General features: G+C 72.2%; 19 protein-coding genes. 5 read left to right on the top strand and 14 right to left on the bottom strand.

Annotated features, from left to right (window positions below):
- The first annotated feature begins 14 nt into the window (after positions 1-14).
- From JOF37_RS10665 to JOF37_RS10645, 5 genes are all read left to right on the top strand, one after another.
- Positions 15-1,070, top strand: coding sequence for an agmatine deiminase family protein (locus tag JOF37_RS10665; RefSeq protein WP_210006791.1), 1,056 nt, complete (start codon positions 15-17; stop codon positions 1,068-1,070).
- A complete protein-coding gene (locus JOF37_RS10660) occupies positions 1,067-2,788 on the top strand; it encodes an amidase (RefSeq protein ID WP_210006790.1) in 1,722 nt (573 codons plus the stop codon). Before JOF37_RS10665 ends, JOF37_RS10660 begins: the two co-directional genes overlap by 4 nt.
- Before the next feature lie 38 nt (positions 2,789-2,826).
- Positions 2,827-4,194: a pyridoxal phosphate-dependent decarboxylase family protein gene (locus tag JOF37_RS10655; RefSeq protein WP_210006789.1), complete on the top strand. Its 1,368-nt coding sequence runs from the start codon at positions 2,827-2,829 to the stop codon at positions 4,192-4,194.
- A 95-nt stretch (positions 4,195-4,289) separates the two neighbouring features.
- Positions 4,290-5,243, top strand: a complete 954-nt coding sequence (locus tag JOF37_RS10650) for an L-lactate dehydrogenase (protein WP_210006788.1) — start codon at positions 4,290-4,292, stop codon at positions 5,241-5,243.
- Between the two features lie 11 nt (positions 5,244-5,254).
- On the top strand, positions 5,255-6,865 hold the full coding sequence (locus JOF37_RS10645; protein ID WP_210006787.1) for an L-lactate permease: 1,611 nt from the start codon (positions 5,255-5,257) through the stop codon (positions 6,863-6,865).
- Between the two features lie 70 nt (positions 6,866-6,935).
- On the opposite strand, the gene JOF37_RS10640 is transcribed toward JOF37_RS10645, so the two are convergent.
- The 14 genes from JOF37_RS10640 to folE all read right to left on the bottom strand — a co-directional run bounded on the left by JOF37_RS10640 (position 6,936) and on the right by folE (position 19,203).
- A complete protein-coding gene (locus JOF37_RS10640) occupies positions 6,936-7,655 on the bottom strand; it encodes a hypothetical protein (RefSeq protein ID WP_245338145.1) in 720 nt (239 codons plus the stop codon).
- 78 nt (positions 7,656-7,733) lie between these two features.
- Positions 7,734-9,203, bottom strand: coding sequence for a cardiolipin synthase (gene cls / locus JOF37_RS10635; protein ID WP_210007773.1), 1,470 nt, complete (start codon positions 9,201-9,203; stop codon positions 7,734-7,736).
- Between the two features lie 65 nt (positions 9,204-9,268).
- Positions 9,269-9,460: a hypothetical protein gene (locus tag JOF37_RS10630; protein ID WP_210006785.1), complete on the bottom strand. Its 192-nt coding sequence runs from the start codon at positions 9,458-9,460 to the stop codon at positions 9,269-9,271.
- Between the two features lie 5 nt (positions 9,461-9,465).
- Positions 9,466-10,620 (bottom strand): DUF4192 family protein, encoded by a 1,155-nt coding sequence (locus tag JOF37_RS10625; protein WP_210006784.1) that lies wholly within the window; start codon positions 10,618-10,620, stop codon positions 9,466-9,468.
- Between the two features lie 125 nt (positions 10,621-10,745).
- A complete protein-coding gene (lysS, locus tag JOF37_RS10620; protein ID WP_210006783.1) occupies positions 10,746-12,275 on the bottom strand; it encodes a lysine--tRNA ligase in 1,530 nt (509 codons plus the stop codon).
- 179 nt (positions 12,276-12,454) lie between these two features.
- Positions 12,455-13,093 (bottom strand): formylglycine-generating enzyme family protein, encoded by a 639-nt coding sequence (locus tag JOF37_RS10615; RefSeq protein WP_210006782.1) that lies wholly within the window; start codon positions 13,091-13,093, stop codon positions 12,455-12,457.
- A gap of 46 nt (positions 13,094-13,139) precedes the next feature.
- Entirely contained in the window at positions 13,140-13,844 is a 705-nt protein-coding gene (locus JOF37_RS10610; protein WP_210006781.1) for a DUF2520 domain-containing protein, read from the bottom strand.
- Complete coding sequence (locus tag JOF37_RS15565) at positions 13,841-15,862, bottom strand: PH domain-containing protein (RefSeq protein ID WP_271175050.1); 2,022 nt, start codon at positions 15,860-15,862, stop codon at positions 13,841-13,843. Before JOF37_RS15565 ends, JOF37_RS10610 begins: the two co-directional genes overlap by 4 nt.
- Complete coding sequence (locus tag JOF37_RS10600) at positions 15,859-16,467, bottom strand: PH domain-containing protein (protein WP_210006780.1); 609 nt, start codon at positions 16,465-16,467, stop codon at positions 15,859-15,861. Before JOF37_RS10600 ends, JOF37_RS15565 begins: the two co-directional genes overlap by 4 nt.
- Positions 16,415-16,903 (bottom strand): DUF3180 domain-containing protein, encoded by a 489-nt coding sequence (locus tag JOF37_RS10595; RefSeq protein ID WP_210006779.1) that lies wholly within the window; start codon positions 16,901-16,903, stop codon positions 16,415-16,417. Before JOF37_RS10595 ends, JOF37_RS10600 begins: the two co-directional genes overlap by 53 nt.
- Positions 16,900-17,457 (bottom strand): 2-amino-4-hydroxy-6-hydroxymethyldihydropteridine diphosphokinase, encoded by a 558-nt coding sequence (folK, locus tag JOF37_RS10590; RefSeq protein WP_210006778.1) that lies wholly within the window; start codon positions 17,455-17,457, stop codon positions 16,900-16,902. The genes JOF37_RS10595 and folK overlap by 4 nt, the downstream gene beginning before the upstream one ends.
- Entirely contained in the window at positions 17,454-17,822 is a 369-nt protein-coding gene (gene folB, locus JOF37_RS10585) for a dihydroneopterin aldolase (RefSeq protein WP_210006777.1), read from the bottom strand. The genes folK and folB overlap by 4 nt, the downstream gene beginning before the upstream one ends.
- Entirely contained in the window at positions 17,819-18,616 is a 798-nt protein-coding gene (gene folP / locus JOF37_RS10580) for a dihydropteroate synthase (protein WP_210006776.1), read from the bottom strand. Before folP ends, folB begins: the two co-directional genes overlap by 4 nt.
- Entirely contained in the window at positions 18,613-19,203 is a 591-nt protein-coding gene (gene folE, locus JOF37_RS10575) for a GTP cyclohydrolase I (protein ID WP_210006775.1), read from the bottom strand. Before folE ends, folP begins: the two co-directional genes overlap by 4 nt.
- Between the last annotated feature and the right edge of the window lie 2 nt (positions 19,204-19,205).

Below are 19,205 nucleotides of genomic sequence, written 5' to 3'. Positions count from 1 at the left end.
TCGAAGGGACCGCAATGGCGTGGAGAATGCCGGCCGAGACCGCGCCGCACGAACGCACCTGGATGGCTTTCCCCCGCGCGGGCGTCACCCTCGGCGAGACCGAGGCGGAGCGCGCCGAGGGATACGCCGCCTGGACCGCCGTCGCCCATGCCGTCGCCGAGTTCGAGCCCGTTTCGATGCTCGTCGACCCGAGCGAGACGGCTCGCGCCCGTGCCATGCTCGGCGACGGGATCACCCAGCTCGAGGCTCCGGTCGACGAGTTCTGGATGCGCGACCACGGCCCGACCTTCGTCATCGATGACGAACGCCCCGGCGCCCTCGGGGCCGTCGACTGGATCTTCAACGGCTGGGGCGCGCCCGACTGGGCCGAGTGGCGGCTCTCGGCCGAGCATGCCCGCACCATCGCGGCCCACGTCGGCGCTGAGCTCGTCAGCTCGGTGCTGGTCAACGAGGGCGGCGGCATCCACGTCGACGGCGAGGGCACCGTGCTGCTCACCGAAACGGTGCAGCTCGACCCTCGGCGCAACCCCTTCGCCGACCGCGCCCGCGTCGAGGCCGAGATGCTCCGCACGCTCGGCGCGGAGCGAGCGATTTGGCTGTCGCGCGGGCTCACACGCGACTACGACGAGTTCGGCACCAACGGGCACATCGACATCGTCGCGACCTTCCCCAGCCCCGGACGCGTGCTGCTGCACGCCCAGCCCGACCCGGCGCACCCCGACCACGCGGTCATCCCCCGGCTTCGCGCCGAGCTCGCGCAAGCGGAGGATGCCGCCGGCCGGCGCCTCGAGGTCATCGACCTGCCCGCCCCGGCGCAGCTGCGCGATGCCGAGGGTTTCGTCGACTACAGCTACGTCAACCACCTCGTCGTCAACGGCGGAGTCATCGCGTGCGGATTCGGCGACCCGCACGCCGACGACCGGGCGCGCGGCACCCTCGCCGACGCCTACCCGGGCCGGCGCGTCGTGACAGTCGACGCGCGTCCGCTGTTCGCCCGCGGCGGCGGCATCCACTGCATCACGCAGCAGCAGCCGGCCCTCCCCCGGGTCGACTCGGGGGGACTCGAGTGATCGAGGTCACCGAGGCGACGATCGGCGAGCTTGGGGCGGCGCTGGCGCGCGGCGAGGCGACGGCCGTCGGGCTCGTCGAGGCCTACCTCGCCCGCATCGAGGCCTACGACGGACCCGATACGCCCACGGCCCTCAACGCCGTCGTGGTGCGCAACCCCGACGCGCGCGCCGAAGCCGCGGCATCCGACGCCCGGCGGGCTCGCGGCGAGTCCCGCGGTCCCCTCGACGGCATCCCGTACACGGCGAAGGACAGCTACCTCGTCCGCGGGCTCACCGCCGCCGCGGGGAGCCCCGCCTTCGCCGAGCTCGTCGCTCAGCGCGACGCCTTCACGATCGAGCGGCTGCGCGCGGCCGGCGCCATCTGCCTCGGGCTGACCAACATGCCGCCGATGGCGAACGGCGGCATGCAGCGCGGCCTCTACGGTCGCGCCGAGAGCCCCTACAACGCCGAGTACCTGACCGCCCCGTTCGCATCGGGGTCGTCGAACGGGTCGGGCACCGCGACCGCGGCGAGCTTCGCAGCCTTCGGACTGGGCGAAGAGACCTGGTCGAGCGGCCGCGGTCCGGCATCGCACAACGCCCTGTGCGCCTACACCCCGTCGCGCGGGGTCATCTCGGTCCGCGGCAACTGGCCGCTCGTCCCCACGATGGATGTCGTCGTCCCGCACACCCGTACGATGGCCGATCTGCTCGCGGTGCTCGACGCCGTCGTCGCCGACGACCCCGATTCTCGCGGCGACTTCTGGCGTGCACAGCCCTGGCTCACGCTGCCCCGCGCCTCGGAGGTGCGTCCGCGACGCTACGGCGACCTCGCCGTCGCGGACGCCCCAGCCGCTCGCGGCGCGCTGTCCGGTCGGCGTCTGGGCATTCCCCGCATGTACATCAATGCGGATGCCGACGCCGGTACGGCAGCATCGCCCGGGATCGGCGGGCCCACGGGCCGGCGCATCGACACCCGCCCGACCGTGCTCGCCCTGTGGCGATCGCTGCGCGCCGAGCTCGAAGCCGCGGGAGCCGAGGTCATCGAGACCGACTTCCCCGTCGTCTCGCGCTACGAGAACGATCGCCCGGGCGCCGGCTCGATCGCGACGAACGGGCGCGTGAGCCCCGAGTATCTGCGCCGCGAGATCGTCGACCTGTCGGCCTGGGCGTGGGACGACTTCCTGCGCGCCAACGGCGACCCCGCCTTCCCGGGTCTGGCCGGAGTCGACGGCGCGCGCATCTTCCCGCACCCCGAGGGTGCCCTGCCCGACCGCTACACGGGCTTCGACGACGACATCGCCCTCTACCCGGCGTGGGTCGCCGCCCATCCCGACACCGCACTGCGCGACATCCCGCACCTCGAAGAGGGGCTGCGCGGACTCGAGCGCACCCGCCGGATCGACCTCGAGGAGTGGATGGATGCCGCCGGCCTCGACGCCGTCGTCTTCCCCGCGGTCGCCGACGTCGCCCCCGCCGACATGGACGTCGACCCCGCGTCGGCCGACCTCGGCTGGCGCAACGGCACCTGGATCGCCAACGGCAACCTCGCCATCCGCCACCTCGGCATCCCGACGGTGACGGTGCCGATGGGTGTGCTCGACGACATCCGGATGCCGGTGGGCCTGACGATCGCCGGCCGCGCCTATGACGACAACGCGCTGCTGCGCCTCGGCGCCGCCATCGAGGCGCTCGCGCCGCGCCGGGTCGCACCGCCGCGCACACCGCCCCTGACCTGACCTCACCCCACGAACTACCCTCGGACCCAGGAGGACCCATGACCGAGCGCTTCCCGGCCCGCATGCACGACGTCACGGACGAGACGCGAGCGATCGTCGACCTCGTCCTCGACTACTCGCGCGAGCGCCTGCTCGCGGAGAACAATCCGCTCGACAAGCCGCTGCCGCCCGCCGAGCTGCGTCGCCTCACCGGCCGCACGATCGACGAGCGCGGCATCGGCGCGCGGAAGGCCATCGGCGTCTTCGAGCACATCCTCGCGCCGTCCTGCATCTCGACGGACGACCCGCGGTATCTGTCGTTCATCCCGAGCGCGCCCTCCAAGGCCGCGGCGGCGTTCGACGTCGTCGTCTCGGCGAGCGCGCTGTACGGCGGATCCTGGCTCGAGGGTGCGGGCGCCGTGCACGCCGAGAACGAGGTGCTGCGCTGGCTCGCCGACGAGTTCGGGCTGCCGGCGAGCGCCGGCGGGGTGTTCGTGCAGGGCGGGACGCTCGGCAACCTGTCGGCACTCGTCGCCGCGCGCGAGACCGCTCGCGAGCGCGGCATCCGTCCGGACCGGTGGCGTGTCGTGTGCAGTGCCGAGGCGCACTCGTCGATCGCCTCGGCGGCGCGGGTCATGGACGTCGAGGTCGTGGCGGTTCCCGTCGCCGATGACGGGATGCTGCGCGGCGAGGCCGTCCGCGCGGCGCTCGAGGAGCACGGCGACAGCGTGTTCGCGGTCGTCGCGACGGCGGGGTCGACGAACTTCGGCATCGTCGACGACGTCGCCTCAGTCGCCGCGGTGACCCGCGAGCACGGCGTCTGGCTGCACGTCGACGGGGCGTACGGTCTCGCCGCGATGCTCTCGCCGGTCGCACGGCACCGCTTCGCGGGCGTCGAGCACGCCGACTCGGTCATCGTCGACCCGCACAAGTGGCTGTTCGCACCGTTCGACGCGTGCGCGCTGATCTACCGCGACCCCGAGCTCGGACGGCGCGCCCACACGCAGCACGCCGAATACCTCGACACGCTCACCGAGACCGGCGATTGGAGCCCGTCCGACTACGCCGTGCACCTCACCCGCCGCCCGCGCGGACTGCCGCTGTGGTTCTCGCTGGCGACCTACGGCACCGACGTCTACCGCGCGGCGATCACAGACTCGATCGAGCTGGCCGAACGCATCGCGGACGAGATCGAGCGCCGACCCGAGCTCACGCTCGTGCGCCGTCCGCAGCTGGGAGTCGTGGTCTTCGAGCGGGTCGGGTGGGAGCGCTCCGACTACGCGCGGTGGTCGTCGGACCTGCTCGAGCGTCAGCACGCGTTCGTCACCCCGAGCAGCCACGCGGGCCGGACGAACGCGCGCTTCGCGATCCTCAATCCCCGGACGACGTTCGAGGACCTGACCGGCATCCTCGACACGATGATCTGACCTCGTCGGGTTTCCGGCGGGCCGGAAAAACGCCTCGGCAAAAACCCGGGCAACGGCACTGGATCATGTGGTCTGACCACACCTAGGCTGGTGTCGTGAACGTGATCGAGAACTCGAAACTGACCGTTGTCGGAGCCGGCGCCGTGGGAGCCAGCGTGGCCTACGCCTCGCTCATCCGCGGCTCCGCCCGCCATGTCGCCCTGTATGACATCGCCGCCGAGCGCGTCGAGGCCGAAGCCCTCGACCTCGCCCACGGCTCGCAGTTCATCGGTGCGAGCGACATCGTGGGCAGCTCCGACATCTCGGTGGCCGCCGGCTCGCACGTCGTGGTCATCACGGCGGGCGCCAAGCAGGAGCCCGGGCAGACTCGCACCGAGCTGGCCGGTGTCAACGCCGGCATCATCCGCGGCATGATGCCGCGCCTGCTCGAGGTCGCCCCCGACGCCGTCTATGTCATCGTGACCAACCCCTGCGACGTCCTCACCGTCGTCGCCGCCGAGGCGGCCGGGCTGCCGCGGCAGCGCATCTTCTCCTCCGGGACCGTCCTCGACACCTCCCGTCTGCGCTGGAAGCTCGCGCAGCGCGCCGGCGTCTCGACCAGCAGCGTCCACGCCTACATCGTGGGCGAGCACGGCGACACCGAGTTCCCGCTGTGGTCGAGCGCCACGATCGGCACGGTGCCGATCCTCGAGTGGGAGCGCCCGGGTCACCCGCGGATGACGCTCGACGAGCTCGACCACATCGCCGCCGAGGTCCGCGACGCCGCATACACGGTGATCCGCGGCAAGGGCGCGACCAACTACGCGATCGGACTGTCGTCGGCGCGCATCGTCGAGGCGGTCCTGCAGGACCAGCACGCCGTCCTTCCGGTCAGCACCGTGCTCGACGGCTTCGCGGGGGTCGACGGCGTCGCCCTGTCGGTGCCGTCGGTCGTCAGCGCAGCGGGCGCCGTGCCCATCGCGAACACCCCCATGTCCGAGAACGAACAGACGCAGCTGCGCGCCTCCGCCGATGCCCTTCGCGGGGTCATCGGCGCCGTGCGCAGCTGAGAGGCACGATCATGTGGACTCAGACCATCGACCCCCTCGGCACCCTGTGGCTGTCGGCTCTCGTCGCGGCGGCGCCGATCATCGTCTTCCTCGTGTGCCTCGTGGTCCTGAAGCTGTCGGGCATCCTGGCCGCGGGCAGCGCGGTCGTCGCCGAGGTGGCCGTCGCCCTGCTCGTCTTCGGCATGCCGGCCTCCGCCGCGGCCGGTGCGGGCCTGTTCGGACTGCTCAGCGCGATCTGGCCGATCGCGTACATCATCGTGATGGCGGTCTGGCTCTACAAGATCGCCGTCGCGAGCGGCCGGTTCGCCGTGATCCGCTCGTCGATCGCCCTGGTCTCGCCCGATCAGCGCCTGCAGGTGCTGCTGATCAGCTTCGCGTTCGGCGCCTTCCTCGAGGGGGCCGCCGGGTTCGGCGTGCCGATCGCGATCTGCGCGGCGATGCTCGTGCAGCTCGGGTTCAAGCCGGTCAAGGCCGCCATGCTCAGCCTCGTCGCGAACCTCGCGGCCGGCGCGTACGGCGCGATCGGCATCCCGGTCATCGTGGGCGCGCAGGTGAGCGGCCTCGATGTGATGGACCTGTCGCGGGTGCTCGTGCTCATCCTGCAGCCGCTGACGCTCCTCATCCCGTTCCTGCTCGTGATGATCCTCGACGGGTGGCGCGGCCTGCGCGAGACGTGGCCCGCGACGGTGGTGCTGACGGTCGTCTTCAGCGGCAGCCAGGCCGCGGTGCTGACCTTCCTCGGGCCCGAGCTGGCGGCCATCGTCCCCGGTCTTCTCGGGATGCTCGCCCTCGCGGGGCTGCGCCTGGTCTGGCAGCCCAAGCACATCTTCCGCGAGAACGGAGCGAGCGCCCCGGTCGAGCAGCGCCACACGGCGCGTGAGGTGATCGCCGCGTGGAGCCCGTTCTACATCCTGACCGTCCTGGTCTTCGTCTGGAGCATCCCCGCGTTCAAGGCGCTGTTCCTGCCCGGCGGCGCCCTCAGCTGGGCCGTCGTCAACGTCCCGATCCCCGGGGTGTTCGGCCAGGTCACCTCCGCCGGCGGTGTCGTGGCGCAGACCACGTGGAGCTGGACGCCCATCAACGCGACGGGCACGGCGATCCTGCTCGCGGTGCTGGTGACCTTCGCGACGACCAAGGCGCTGACCGGCCGGATGCTGCGCGAGCAGTTCGTGCAGACGGTGCGGGAGCTGTGGCGAGCGCTGCTGCTGATCACGCTGATCCTCGTCCTGGCCAACATCGCGAACCTGTCCGGGGGCTCGGCCACCATCGGCACCGCACTGGCCGGCGCCGGGCCGCTGTTCCCGCTGTTCGCCCCGGTCATCGGCTGGATCGGCGTCTTCCTCACCGGATCGGTGGTCAACAACAACACCCTGTTCGGCCAGCTGCAGGCCACGACGGCCGAGCGCATCGGCGTCGACCCGACGCTCTTCGTCGGAGCCAACACCGCCGGCGGTGCGGCGGCGAAGGTCATCTCGCCGCAGTCGATAGCGATCGCCGCGGGCGCCGTCGGCCTGTCGGGGCGTGAGAGCGAGATCCTGCGCGCGTCGATCTTCTACAGCCTCGGCATGCTCGCTTTCATCAGCGTGTGGACCTTCGTGCTGGCCCAGCTCGGCTCGGTGTAGACGAGCGAGAACGACGGATGCCGGCGAGCCCTCAGCTCGCCGGCATCCGTCGTTCGTGCGTGGTGTGCGATCAGCCGGTGATCGGGATGCGCTGCTCGTCGCCGGTCGCCGACACGAGCACGAGCTCGCCGGGCCGGTCGTCGTCCGAGACCTCGCCGACGCCGAGCACGCTGAGGCGCGGCGCGTAGTCCATCGTGCACACCTGGTCGGCGGCGGCCGCGGCCTCGACCGCGCGCACCTCACCGGCCGAGCCGAGCTCGACGGTCTCGAACACCGGCGGGCAGCTCGACGAGCCGTAGGTCAGCAGGACGATGCCCCCGTCGTCGAACCACCCGGCGGACGGCATCATCTCGGCTGGCTCACCGGGGGCCGGCGGCGTGGCCCCGGGGATGCCGTCCAGGTCGGTGTCGCCGGCGAAGGTGCCGGTGACGACGATCTCGACGTCCTGTGAGGGGTCGACGCCCTCGGGCAGCGGCACGAACGAGGCGCGCGGGACGTAGTCGCGGGTGCAGGCGTCGCCCTGGTCGGTGATCTCGACGGTCACCGTCTGACCCGATGCCGTCGCCTCACCGGCGACCGGCTGGCAGGACGAGCTGCCCCAGGTGACGATGCCGATGGCGCGGCCGCCGTCGAGCCACGCGGCATCCAGCTCGACGTCCCCCGCGGGAGCGGCGCTCTCGGTGGCGGGCGCCTCGGGCGTGCCTCCGGCACCGGGAGAGGTGGCGCAGCCGGCGAGCGCGAGGGCGGCGAGCAGCAGCAGGCCGGTCGCCGTCGTGGTTCGTGTCGTCATAGGAGTCATCCTTCCGTCGCTATGAGGAATGTGTCGCGAGCAGCGCGTTCGTCTCAGATGTATCACGCGCCTCGGCGATCACTGCAACGCGGACGTCAGACGGGCGAGGTTGTCGAGCACGGTCGAGCGCAGGGGCTGCTTCATCCACTCTTCGAGGGTCAGTTCGCGCGAGAGCGCGCGGTACTGGTCTTCGACCCGGCGCATCTGCTCGATGAACTCCTCGCCACGGACGAGCATCGAGATCTCGAGGTTCAGACCGAACGAGCGCATGTCCATGTTGCTCGAGCCGATGATGGCGACGTCGTCGTCGATCGTGAGGCTCTTCGTGTGCAGGATGTACGGCTTGCGGTACAGGTAGATCTTCACGCCGGCTCGCAGCAGCGCCTCGTAGTAGCTGCGCTGCGCGTGGTAGACCATCGCCTGATCGCCCTCTTCCGAGACGAACAGCTCGACCTGCAGCCCGCGCTGGCACGCCGTCTGCACCGCCAGCAGCAACCCCTCGTCGGGCACGAAGTACGGGCTGACGATGATGACCCGCTTCTGCGCGGCGAACAGCAGCGCCGTGAAGAGCTTGAGGTTGTTCTGGAACTCGAAGCCCGGCCCCGAGGGCACGATCTGACAGTCGAGGTCGCCCGGCCCGCTCTCGACCTCGAAGAGTCCGACGTCCTCGGAGGGGGTGGAGCCGGTCTCGCTGTACCAGTCCGAGAGGAACACCGCGTCGATGCTCGCGACGACGGGGCCCTGCACCCGCACCATGAGGTCGACCCAGTGCAGACCGCGCTTGATGTTCTTGCGCAGGTTGTAGGTGGAGTCGGTCATGTTCTGCGACCCCGTGAAGGCCACCTTGCCGTCGACGACGATGAGCTTGCGGTGGTTGCGCAGGTCGGGCCGTTGGTACTTGCCGCGCAGCGGCTGGACGGGCAGCATGTGGTGCCAGTCGGCGCCCATCGCCGTCAGCCGCTTGATCGTCTTGCGGTAGAACGGCTTGCCCCGGTTGGCCCAGTAATCCAGCAGCACCCGCACCGTGACGCCGCGCGAGGCGACCTCTTCGAGCGCGGCGAAGAAGACATCGGTCGTCTTGTCGGATTGCAGGATGTAGAACTCGACGTGCACGTACCGCTCGGCCCGCAGCACCTCTTCAGCCATCCGCCGGATGCTCTCCTCGTAGTCCGAGATGAGCTCGGCGCCGTTGTCGCCGGCGAGCGGCATGGCCCCGAGGTTGCGGTTCAGCGTGACGACGGACGTGAACCACGCCGGCGCGTCCGGCCGCAGCGTTCCGAAGTCGAGCCCCTCGCTCGTCTCGCGGATGTACTGGTTGATCTCGCGCTGCATCCGCCGGCGTTTGCGCGGCAGACGCGGGTTGCCGATGAGCAGGAAGAGGAAGACCCCCACGAACGGCATGAAGTAGATCGCGAGCAGCCAGGCCATCGCCGCGGTGGGCCGTCGATTGCGGGGCACGACGATGATCGCGGTGATGCGGACGATCAGGTCGGCGACGAAGACGAGGAACAGCCACCAGCCGGGGAACTCGAACGCGGTGAACTCGATCGTCACGCCACCCTCCGCTCTCGTCGGGATCAGCGTATCGGGGTGCGACCGCTGGTCCCCTCGGATCAGCTGGAGGGACGGTCGGACGCGGGTGCCGTCAGGCCCCGCGCGGCGCGCTCCTCGGCCTCGATCTTGGCGTACGCGCGACGCTCCGTGCGGTCCATGCGCAGGATGCCGCGGAGCACGAAGACGAACAGGACCGACACCACGAGGGTCGGCAGCAGCGACCAGATGATCGCGCCCACGTATTCGTCCATACCTCCTATCGTACGCGTCCGCGCTGACGGAACGCCCAGTCGGGCAGGTGGCCGACCTGCACGAACGACAGCATGATCTCGGCGAGGCCGTGATCGGGGTCGATCTCGAGCGCGCGCTGTGCGTACGACGCCGCGTGCGACGAACGGCCCAGCGCCCACGAGAGCCACGCGCACAGCGCGAGCGGCCCCGGCCGCAGCCGGCGCGGCGCGAGCGCCGCGACCTCGCGCACGACGGCGAGCGCCATCCGCAGCCGATCGGGGTCGGGCCCGTCCCCGTCGCCCCACATGATCCGGCCCAGGCGCTCGGGATAGTCCTCGCCGTCCTCCCATCGGTGCTGGGCATCGAGGGCCGCCGCTCCGCCGTCGGCGTCCGTCGCCCACTGCACGAGTGCGACGTCGCGCAGCGCCGGACGCGAGAGGCACCAGGTCAGCAGCGCGACCCGACCCGGGTCGAGCGTGGCGGGATCGAGGGTCAGCGCCGCCTCGAACAGGCGCGGCGGGTCGTCCAGCTCGCACACCGCGGCGAGGGCGTCCGTATCGACGGCCTCGTCGCCGCGCGCGGGGGTGCGCCGACCGACCCGCGGGATGCCGCAGACCACGGCCAGCGCCGCTTCGAACGCGTGCAGCGCGTGGCCGACGGCGCGGCGCTCGGCGGCGCTCCGCCGCGGCAGCTCAGCCCCAGCCGTGTGGTGCTCGAGCACCGGCGCCGGGTCGGGCGGTGCGCCCGCGCCGCGGGCGGCGTCGTCGATCTCGTGCAGTGACCGGCCCCCGGCCGGGCAGGCGGTGTCGAGGTGCGACCCCCACCCGTCGGCGCCGACGCTCAGCAGGTCGGCCACGTGCAGCCCGCACACGTCTGCCGCGCGGCTGATGGCGGCCAGAAGCGGAACTCCGGGAAGCCCCTCGGCGGCCGAGTCGGGGGTGTAGACGATCGCGGTCAGCCCATCCGCGTCGGGGATGCGGCACACCATGCCGACGATCGTCGCCGCGGCACGGTCGAGGTCGTCGAGGTCTCCGGTGGGCAGATCGACCCGCATCGCGCCGAGGCTGCGACGGCCGGCGAACGGCACGACGACGAGGCTGCTGCTCGGCTGGAACCCGAGCAGGTGAGGGACGAGAGACAGGAAGTGCGCGGCGCCCGCCGCGCGAACGGTCGTGGTCATGGCGACCACACTGGTCGGCGGCGGCATCCGGCCGGTCGGACTCCGGCCCGATTGTGCAGACCGCGAGCGGTGCCGCTCTCGGGGAGGAGGGTCGGTGGGGCTGTGGACTACCGCCCCCCGCCCGGTCACTTCACGAGCGGGAAGAGGATCGTCTCGCGGATGCCGAGGCCGGTGATCGCCATGAGCAGGCGGTCGATGCCCATGCCCATGCCGCCGGTGGGCGGCATCCCGTGCTCGAGGGCGCGCAGGAACTCCTCGTCGACACGCATCGCCTCGTCGTCGCCGCGGGCGGCGAGCTTGGCCTGCTCGACGAAGCGCTCGCGCTGGATGACCGGGTCGACGAGCTCGGAGTAGCCGGTCGCCAGCTCGAAGCCGCGCACGTAGAGGTCCCACTTCTCCACGACTCCCGCGATGGAGCGGTGCTCGCGCACGAGGGGGCTCGTGTCGACGGGGAAGTCCATGACGAACGTCGGCCGCTCGAGACCGCCCTTGACGAAGTGCTCCCACAGCTCTTCGACGAGCTTGCCGTGCGTCGCGACCTTCTCGGGCACCACGACGCCCACCTCGGCGGCGAGCGCCTGCAGCTCCTCCAGCGGGGTCTCGGGAGTGATGGCGCGGCCGGCCGCCTCGGACAGCGAGTCGTACATCGAGATGCGGTCCCACTGCCCGCCGAGGTCGAACTCGGTGCCGTCGGCCCACGTGACGGTCGTCGATCCCGCGACCGCCACGGCGGCGTTCTGGATGAGCTCCTGCGTCAAATCGGCGATGCCGTTGTAGTCGCTGTATGCCTGGTAGGCCTCGAGCATCGCGAACTCGGGGCTGTGCGTCGAGTCGGCACCCTCGTTGCGGAAGTTGCGGTTGATCTCGAACACCCGGTCGATGCCGCCGACGACGGCGCGCTTGAGGAAGAGCTCCGGCGCGATGCGCAGGTACAGCTCGGTGTCGAAGGCGTTCGAGTGCGTCACGAAGGGCCGGGCCGCCGCACCGCCGTGCTGCACCTGCAGCATCGGGGTCTCGACCTCGAGGAACCCGTGCGCGTCGAACGTGCGACGCAGCGACGCGTTGACCTTCGCGCGGGCGACCACCGTCTCGCGCGCGGTGTCGCGCACGATGAGGTCGAGGAAGCGCGAGCGCACACGGCTCTCCTCGCTCAGCTCGGAATGCAGGTTCGGCAGGGGCAGCAGCGCCTTGGCGGCGATCTGCCAGCCGGTGACCATGATCGAGAGCTCACCGCGGCGGCTCGAGATGACCTGTCCCGTCACCGAGACGTGATCGCCCAGGTCGACGAGGTCCTTCCACGCCTGCAGCGACTCCTCGCCCACCTCGGCGAGCGACACCATCGCCTGGATGCGGCTGCCGTCACCCGACTGCAGCGCGGCGAAGCACAGCTTGCCGGTGTTGCGGCTGAACACGACGCGGCCGGCGACCGATGCGGTCACGCCGGTCTCGGCGCCCGCCTCGAGGTCGGCGTAGCGCTCGCGCAGCGCCGGGATCGTGTCGGTGACCGCGACGCTGACCGGGTAGGCGCCGCCGGCGGCATCCGTCCGTTCGGCGAGCAGGCGCTCGCGCTTGGCCAGGCGGACCGCCTTCTGCTCGATGACCTCGTCGGCGTCGTCGGTGGTGGACACGGGCGCGTCGCTCGTGGCATCGCTCATGGCAGAAGAACTCCTCGGGATTCGACGGCAAGTCTACCGAGCGCGCCGCGTGTGATTCGCGATGCACCCGTCGGACCGCTGGTGCTGCCGTGGCCTCAAGAGCGGGGCGGGACTACTCCAGCACCGCCGGTCCGACGAATGCGCACCCGACGCGCCGTCGGCGGCGACGATACGGCCGGCTACGCGACAGGTCCGCGGGCGACCCGCAGGCCGATGTCGTCCTGTGTGCTGTCGGGGCGAGCCCCGCGGCGCGTTCCGGCCCGAACGGTCGTCGCTGCATCGGCGAATCCGCCACCGCGGAACACGCGGTCGCGAGACCCCGTGTCGGGGGCGAAGAGGTCCCAGCACCACTGGGAGACGTTGCCGAGCATGTCGAACAGGCCGAAGAGGTTCGGATGCCGCCCGCCCACGTTCTGCGGCGACGAGAGATTGTCGGCGGCGGTCCAGGCGATCTCGGCCAGCGGTCCATACTGCGCGGCCCGAGAGCCCGCGCGGCAGGCGTACTCCCACTCGCGCTCGGTCGGCAGCCGGTACCCGTCCGAGTCCTCGTACCAGCGCACGTCGTCGCCGTCGACCGCGTAGGCGGGATCGAGGCCCTCCCACTCCGACAGTGCGTTGCAGAACCGCACGGCTCGCAGCCACGACAGCTGCACCGCCGGACGCCGCGGGTGCGCGGCGGTCACCCCGAGAACCTCGCCGAGCTGCTCCTCCGTGACGGGGTACACGCCGATCTCGAAGGACTCGACCCACGGCCCCCGGCCCGCGCCCGCGACGGGCAGTTCACCCGCCGGGATGCGGGCGAGCTCGACGTCGCTCACCGGCGCGGACCGTTCCCGAGCGGATGCCACTGCCGGCGCGAGCTGTTCACAGCAGCTCCTCGTCGACGGAGGCGCCGCGGCCCGCCGCCGTGAGAGCCCGCTCGACCGTGGAGTGCACGAGCGTCGAGAGGAAGCGCCCGGGCGCCGGCACGCCGGCCTGGTCGAGCAGGGCGGCCGACTGCTGCACGATCGAGGCGGCGAACTGCGTCGCGGTGGCGATCGCTTCGCCGTACGCGGGGCGATCGGCGTCGGCGACGACCACCGGTTCGCACCCGAGCTCGACGGCGAGCGCCTGCGCGATCGGCAGCACGGCGGCGGGCGCCGTGACGGCGGCGTAGGCGCCCGTGAGCGCGCGGAGGTCGAGCGTCGAGCCGGTGAAGGTGATGGCCGGGTGCACCGCGAGCGGGATGGCTCCCCGAGCGGCGGCGGGGGCGAGCACCGAGAGCCCGTGCGCCGGGTCGGTGTGGAGGACGAGCTGACCGACCTGCCACGCGCCGAGTTCGGCGAGCCCGGCCACGAGCGGCTCGAGGTCGTCGTGCGGGACGGCGAGCACGACGAGCTCACTGCGGCGGACGACCTCGTCGGTGTCGAGCACGGGCACCCCGGGCAGCACCGCGTCGACGCGCTCGCGGTCGGAGCCGGCGGTGATGCCGGTGATCGCGTGGCCGACCCCGGCGAGCGCGGCGCCGATGACGGGCCCGACCCGACCGGCGCCGACGATGCCGACACCCAGCCGAGAGCTGGCGGTCATCGTTCCTCCTCGGGGGACGCGACGGGCGGGACATACGGCGGGGGCGGCGTCACCGTCGCGCCCGGCGGGACGTAGGGCGGGGGTGGCATCACCGGAGCGGGCGGGACGTAGGGCGGGGGCGGCGTGACCGTCGCGCCCGGCGGGGCGTAGGGCGGGGGCGGGACGGTTCCGGCGGGCGGAACGTAAGGCGGCGGGACGACGGTCGCGGCGTCGGTCACGGTAACCCCGTCGGATGCGGCCCAGCGGTGCGTGCGATCGGTCGCGGCCGACGAGACGGCGACGTCGGCGACCCGCTCGAACGCGGCGATCGCGTCGTCGCGGTCGATGCCCGTGACCGAGGCCACGACGGGACCGGCGACGGTGTGCGCCCGCAGCGTCGCAACGCGCAGCGCACGGTCGACCGGTCCCTGCTGCAGCCCGATCGACTGCAGGCGAGCCAGGGGCACCACCGCGAGCCGGCGCGAGATGAGCCCGCGCCGCAGGAGCAGCAGGTCGGCGCCGACGGCGAGGCCGTTGCGGCGCCACGACAGCGGACGCAGGATGCGGGCACGTCGCGGCGTCGTGACATAGCCGTCCACCCCTTCGGCGGCGGCATCGCCATCGCGAGAGCGATCGCCGAGTATGCCGCCATCGCGAGAGCGATCGCCGACTACCCCGCCATCGCGAGAGCGATCGCCGACTACCCCGCCATCGCGAGAGCGATCGCCGACTACCCCGCCATCGCGAGAGCGATCGCCGACTACCCCGCCACGGATGATCGCCGCGCGATCGGCATCGTCGACCGTGGGCAGGATGAGCCCGAGCACCCGGTCGACATCGGCGAGCGTGCCCACGGGCAGCACCGTCGTGAACTGGTCGGTCGTGGTGTCGGTGGCGCTGCGTCCGGTCATCCGGTTGATCCGCACCGCCCACCAGCCGAACGCGCGCCAGAAGATGGGCTGCGTGACCTCGACGGCGTGGATGCGGCCGGGGGGCAGGATCTCCGAGACCGTCGTGAGCAGTCCGAACGTCACGCGCACGCCGTCGCGGGTGGGGGCGATCGAGTAGCGCAGCGAGCGGACGATCGTGCGCACCCAGTACGCACCGAGGCCCAGCAGCGCCGGCAGGTAGGCGAAGATCACCCAGAACACGCTCTGCGCGACCGCGATCGTCAGCGCCGTGGCACCGGCGAGGATGACGACCGTGCCCCAGCTGGCCAGCTGCGACCCGATGAGGCGACCGGGCGGGATGCGCACGACCGACGCCGGCTCGGCGGCGTCGGAGTCATCGCCCTCGATCAGGCCGGTGAAGCCGCGCGCGACGGTGTCGGTCACTCCGGATCGCGTCGCGCCCGCCGCCGCCGCTGCGGCGCGGGCCTCGGCCAGGCGCTGCCCCGACGCCAGGCGCAGGATGTCGGCGCGGATCGTCTCGGCGTTGCTCGTCGAGAGGTACTCGAGCTTGACGTTCGCGTCCGCTCCCGCGCCGACGATCTCGAGCTTCGCGGCTCCCAGCAGACGGGCGACGGCCGGGCGCGTGAGGTTCACGCCCTGCACGCGGTCGAGCGGTGCGCGGCGCTGCGTGCGCGAGAGGATGCCGCTGCGCACCTCGACGTCGTCCTCGGTGATGCGGAAGGTGTGGAAGCGCCACGACAGGTAGAAGCCGCCGACGATGAGGGCGAGCGCCCCCACGGTCACGAGCAGCGCGATCAGGATGAGGTTGTTGGCGAGAACCCAGCCGATCGGGTCGCCCGCGGCCTCGTACTCCTCCCACTCCTCGGTCGCGCCGTCCGGACCGAGCGCCGGCACGAAAATGCCGATGAGGCGGTCGCGCATGTTCGCGACCACGATGCCCAGCACCACCAGCAGCGCGAGCCCGCCGCGCAGCAGCGGCGTGAGGGGGTGCAGACGGTGCCACTCGCCGTCGCTGAGCGGCGAGCGCACGAGCTCCGCGGGCGGGGCCGACACTCCGGCGGGCGCCGGCGCCGCGGCATCCGGTCCCGGCACGGCGTCGCCGGAGGCGGAAGCGTGCGGAGCGCTCACAGCCCGGTCCGGCGCGACTCGGCGACCGACATGAGGTGATCGCGCAGCGCGTCGGCCGCCTGCTGCGTGAGCCCGGGGATCACGACACCCGTCGCAGCGGCCGCGGTGACGAACTTCAGCTGCGCGATGCCGAAACCGCGGTCCATGGGTCCGTGGGTGATGTCCACCAGCTGCATCCGTCCGTACGGCACCGCCACCATGCGCTGCCACAGGATGCCGCGGCGGAAGACCAGGTCGTCCTCGCGCAGCTGGTAGCCGATCGAGCGCACCTGACGCGGCAGGATCGCCATGCCGGCGACGATGAGCACGACGAGGATGCCGCCGGGGATCAGCGCCCATGACTGCTCCCACAGCAGCACGGCGACGAGGACGCCCACGACGACCACCGCGAGCCAGAAGCCGCTGCCGATCAGCTGCACGATCAGGTACTTGCGCGAGATCTGGTGCCACACGCCGCGCTCGAGGGCGAGGCGGTTCTCGCTGCGTGGCTCGCGGATGCGGTCGTAGGTACCCGCATCGAGAGTCTGCTCGATCGGCGCCGAGGCGGCGGCCTCAGTGGTGGGAGGGAGTGGCGTCGGGCTCGGGTGGTCCGGGCTGTTCGTCATCGTCGTCCTTCCGAATCGTGCAGAGCTGCTCCGCGATCATGCTCGCAACGACGAGCACGACGGCCCCGACGATCGTGGCGGTGACCGCTCCCGACGAGCCTACTGACGGAGGGACCGGGCGTGTGAGGAGGAACAGCAGCAGGCCTACCCCGATGCCGCCGACGAGAGCGCCGACGATGCTCGAGGCCTTCGCGAGCATCGCCACGCGCACGGCGCGGAACGGGTCGACGCGGGGCGCGAGGCCGCGGGTGGCCCGCCGGATCGGGAGGGCCAGCACGATGTTCGCGACGCCGAGCAGCACGAACAGAACCGGGAGCATCACCGACGGCGTGAAGGTGGGCCGCCCCGATCCCGTCAGCAGCTGATCGATGATGAAGCCGGCCGCGACCCCGAGAACGGCGGCGGCGACGAGCGTCAGCGGTGAGGTGCGTCTCACGGTGCCGCCTCCGCGTCGGTCCGCAGCGCGGCCAGCAGGGCGTCGACACGGCCCCGGCCGGGCAGCTCGGCGTCGGGGTCGACGGCGAGCCACGGCCCGAGGACGAAGTCGCGCTCCGCCGCACGCGGATGGGGCAGGGTGAGCTCCGGCGCATCGCTCACGACGTCGCCGTGAACGATGAGGTCGAGGTCGAGCGGGCGGTCCTGCCATCGCGGCTGCTCGGGCGATCGCGGTGCGCGGCCGTGCCGCTGCTCGATCGCGTGCAGGTACGTCAGCAGCACGCTGGGTGCGAGGCGCGTCTCGACGATCGCCACCGTGTTCAGGTACGCCGGGGCGGCGGCATCCGGTCCGTCCAGGGTCAGCGCGACGGTCTCGATCGGCTCGGCCGCGCGCACGAGCCGGGTCAGCGGCAGCCGGTCGAGCTCGTCGATCGCCGCAGCGATCGTCTCGGCGCGGTCTCCGAGGTTGGCGCCGAGCGCCACGACGGCGCGACGATCGGCGGCCGGGGCGGCCGGGCGCGCGGCCGGGGAGTCCTGGGCGAGGCGGCGGTTCATCGGTGCTCCCGTCGACGGGTGAGGGTGACGCTGACATCGCCGAACGGCACCGGGATCGGCGCCTGGGGCTTGTGCACCGTGACGGTGACGGCATCGACGCGCTCGAACGCCAGGGCGGCCCGCACGATGCGGTCGGCGACGGTCTCGAGCAGGTCGGCCGGCTCCCCCGCCAGGATCGCCGCGACGCGCTCGGACAGCTCGCCGTAGTGGACGGTGTCGGCGACGTCGTCGCTCGCGGCCGCGTCGGCCAGCGACAGCTCGAGCTCGACGTCCGCGACGAACTCCTGCCCTTCGCGCCGCTCGTGCTCGTAGACCCCGTGATAGCCGATCGACCGGATGCCGGTGACCGTGATCCGATCGCTCATACGCCCTCCCGCCACGCCCGTCGCACGGCGAGCGCGTCACGCGTCGCGGCGACGTCGTGCACGCGCACGCCCCACGCCCCGGCCTCGGCCGCCAGCACGCTGGTGACCGCCGTCGCGGCATCCCGTCGGGCCCGTTCCGGGTCGCCCTCGAGCGCATCGGCGAGGAAGCCCTTGCGGCTGGTGCCGACGAGCACGCGCTTGCCCAGCCCGACGACCCGGTCGAGGTGACGCAGCACGGTCCAGTTCTGCTCGCCGCGCTTGCCGAACCCGATGCCGGGATCGAGCACGATGCGCGAGGGGGCGATGCCAGCGGTCGCCGCGGCGGCGATGCGATCCTGCAGCTCTGCGACGACCTCGGCGACGACGTCGTCGTACCGCGCGGTGGCGTACATGTCGGCGGAGTGTCCGCGCCAGTGCCCGATGACGATGTCGGCGTCGGTCGGCGCGACCGCCGCGAACATGTCGTCGTCGGCCAGGCCGCCCGAGACGTCGTTGACGATGCGCGCGCCCGCGGCGACGGCGGCCGCGGCGGTCGCGGCGTTCATCGTGTCGACACTCACCACGAAGCCGCGCGCGGCCAGGGCCTCGATCACGGGCAGGACGCGCGTGCGCTCGACCTCGGCCTCGACGCGCTCGGCACCCGGCCGGGTCGACTCGCCGCCGACGTCGATGATGTCGGCGCCCGCCGCGCGCAGCTCGATGCCGTGCCCGACGGCGACATCCACGTCGACGTAGCGTCCGCCGTCGCTGAACGAGTCGGGCGTGACGTTGAGGATCCCCATGATCGCCGTCACGAAGCACCGCCCGAGATCAGCGCGATCAGCTCGGCGCGTTCGGCGGGCTCGGCGTAGGCGCCGCGCGCTGCGACGGTCACGGTCGTGGCATCCGTCTGCCGACCCCCGCGCATCGTGACGCATTCGTGCGCCGCATCGAGCACGACGAGCACGCCGCGAGCGTCGAGCGCGCCGGCGATGGTGTCGGCGATCTGCTCGCCCAGGCGCTCCTGCACCTGGGGACGCGCCGCCAGGATGTCGACGACCCGCGGCAGCGCCCCGAGCCCGACGACCTGCTCCCCCGGCAGATACGCGATGTGCGCGTGACCGGCGAACGGCAGCAGGTGGTGCTCGCAGAACGAGCGGAACCGGATGCCGCGGACCATGACCGCGCCCGAGGGCAACGTGTCGGGCGCCGGTCCGCGCGCGACGGAGATCGTGTGCGCGAGCGGCTCGGCGGCATCGGCCCCGACTCCAGCGAAGAACTCGCCGTAGGCGTCGGCCACCCGCTGCGGGGTCTGCTTGAGCCCCGGGCGATCGGGATCCTCCCCGATCGCCTCGAGCAGGTCGCGCACCAGGGCGGCGACGCGTTCGCGATCGACGGCCACGC

The sequence above is a fragment of the Microbacterium imperiale genome (genome assembly GCF_017876655.1).
Classification (GTDB): domain Bacteria; phylum Actinomycetota; class Actinomycetes; order Actinomycetales; family Microbacteriaceae; genus Microbacterium; species Microbacterium imperiale.
Note: the sequence above shows the minus strand (reverse complement) of the source record. Positions and strands in the feature narration are given on the sequence as shown.

What these genes read in the sequence shown, in the direction of transcription:
- JOF37_RS10610 (WP_210006781.1), bottom strand. Translation starts at nt 13,844, where the DNA reads ATGACCGCCAGCTCTCGGCTGGGTGTCGGCATCGTCGGCGCCGGTCGG.
- folB (WP_210006777.1), bottom strand. Translation starts at nt 17,822, where the DNA reads ATGAGCGATCGGATCACGGTCACCGGCATCCGGTCGATCGGCTATCAC.
- JOF37_RS10645 (WP_210006787.1), top strand. Translation starts at nt 5,255, where the DNA reads ATGTGGACTCAGACCATCGACCCCCTCGGCACCCTGTGGCTGTCGGCT.
- JOF37_RS10625 (WP_210006784.1), bottom strand. Translation starts at nt 10,620, where the DNA reads ATGACCACGACCGTTCGCGCGGCGGGCGCCGCGCACTTCCTGTCTCTC.
- JOF37_RS10630 (WP_210006785.1), bottom strand. Translation starts at nt 9,460, where the DNA reads ATGGACGAATACGTGGGCGCGATCATCTGGTCGCTGCTGCCGACCCTC.
- JOF37_RS10665 (WP_210006791.1), top strand. Translation starts at nt 15, where the DNA reads ATGGCGTGGAGAATGCCGGCCGAGACCGCGCCGCACGAACGCACCTGG.
- JOF37_RS10640 (WP_245338145.1), bottom strand. Translation starts at nt 7,655, where the DNA reads ATGACGACACGAACCACGACGGCGACCGGCCTGCTGCTGCTCGCCGCC.
- JOF37_RS10600 (WP_210006780.1), bottom strand. Translation starts at nt 16,467, where the DNA reads ATGACGAACAGCCCGGACCACCCGAGCCCGACGCCACTCCCTCCCACC.
- lysS (WP_210006783.1), bottom strand. Translation starts at nt 12,275, where the DNA reads ATGAGCGATGCCACGAGCGACGCGCCCGTGTCCACCACCGACGACGCC.
- JOF37_RS10655 (WP_210006789.1), top strand. Translation starts at nt 2,827, where the DNA reads ATGACCGAGCGCTTCCCGGCCCGCATGCACGACGTCACGGACGAGACG.
- folK (WP_210006778.1), bottom strand. Translation starts at nt 17,457, where the DNA reads ATGAACCGCCGCCTCGCCCAGGACTCCCCGGCCGCGCGCCCGGCCGCC.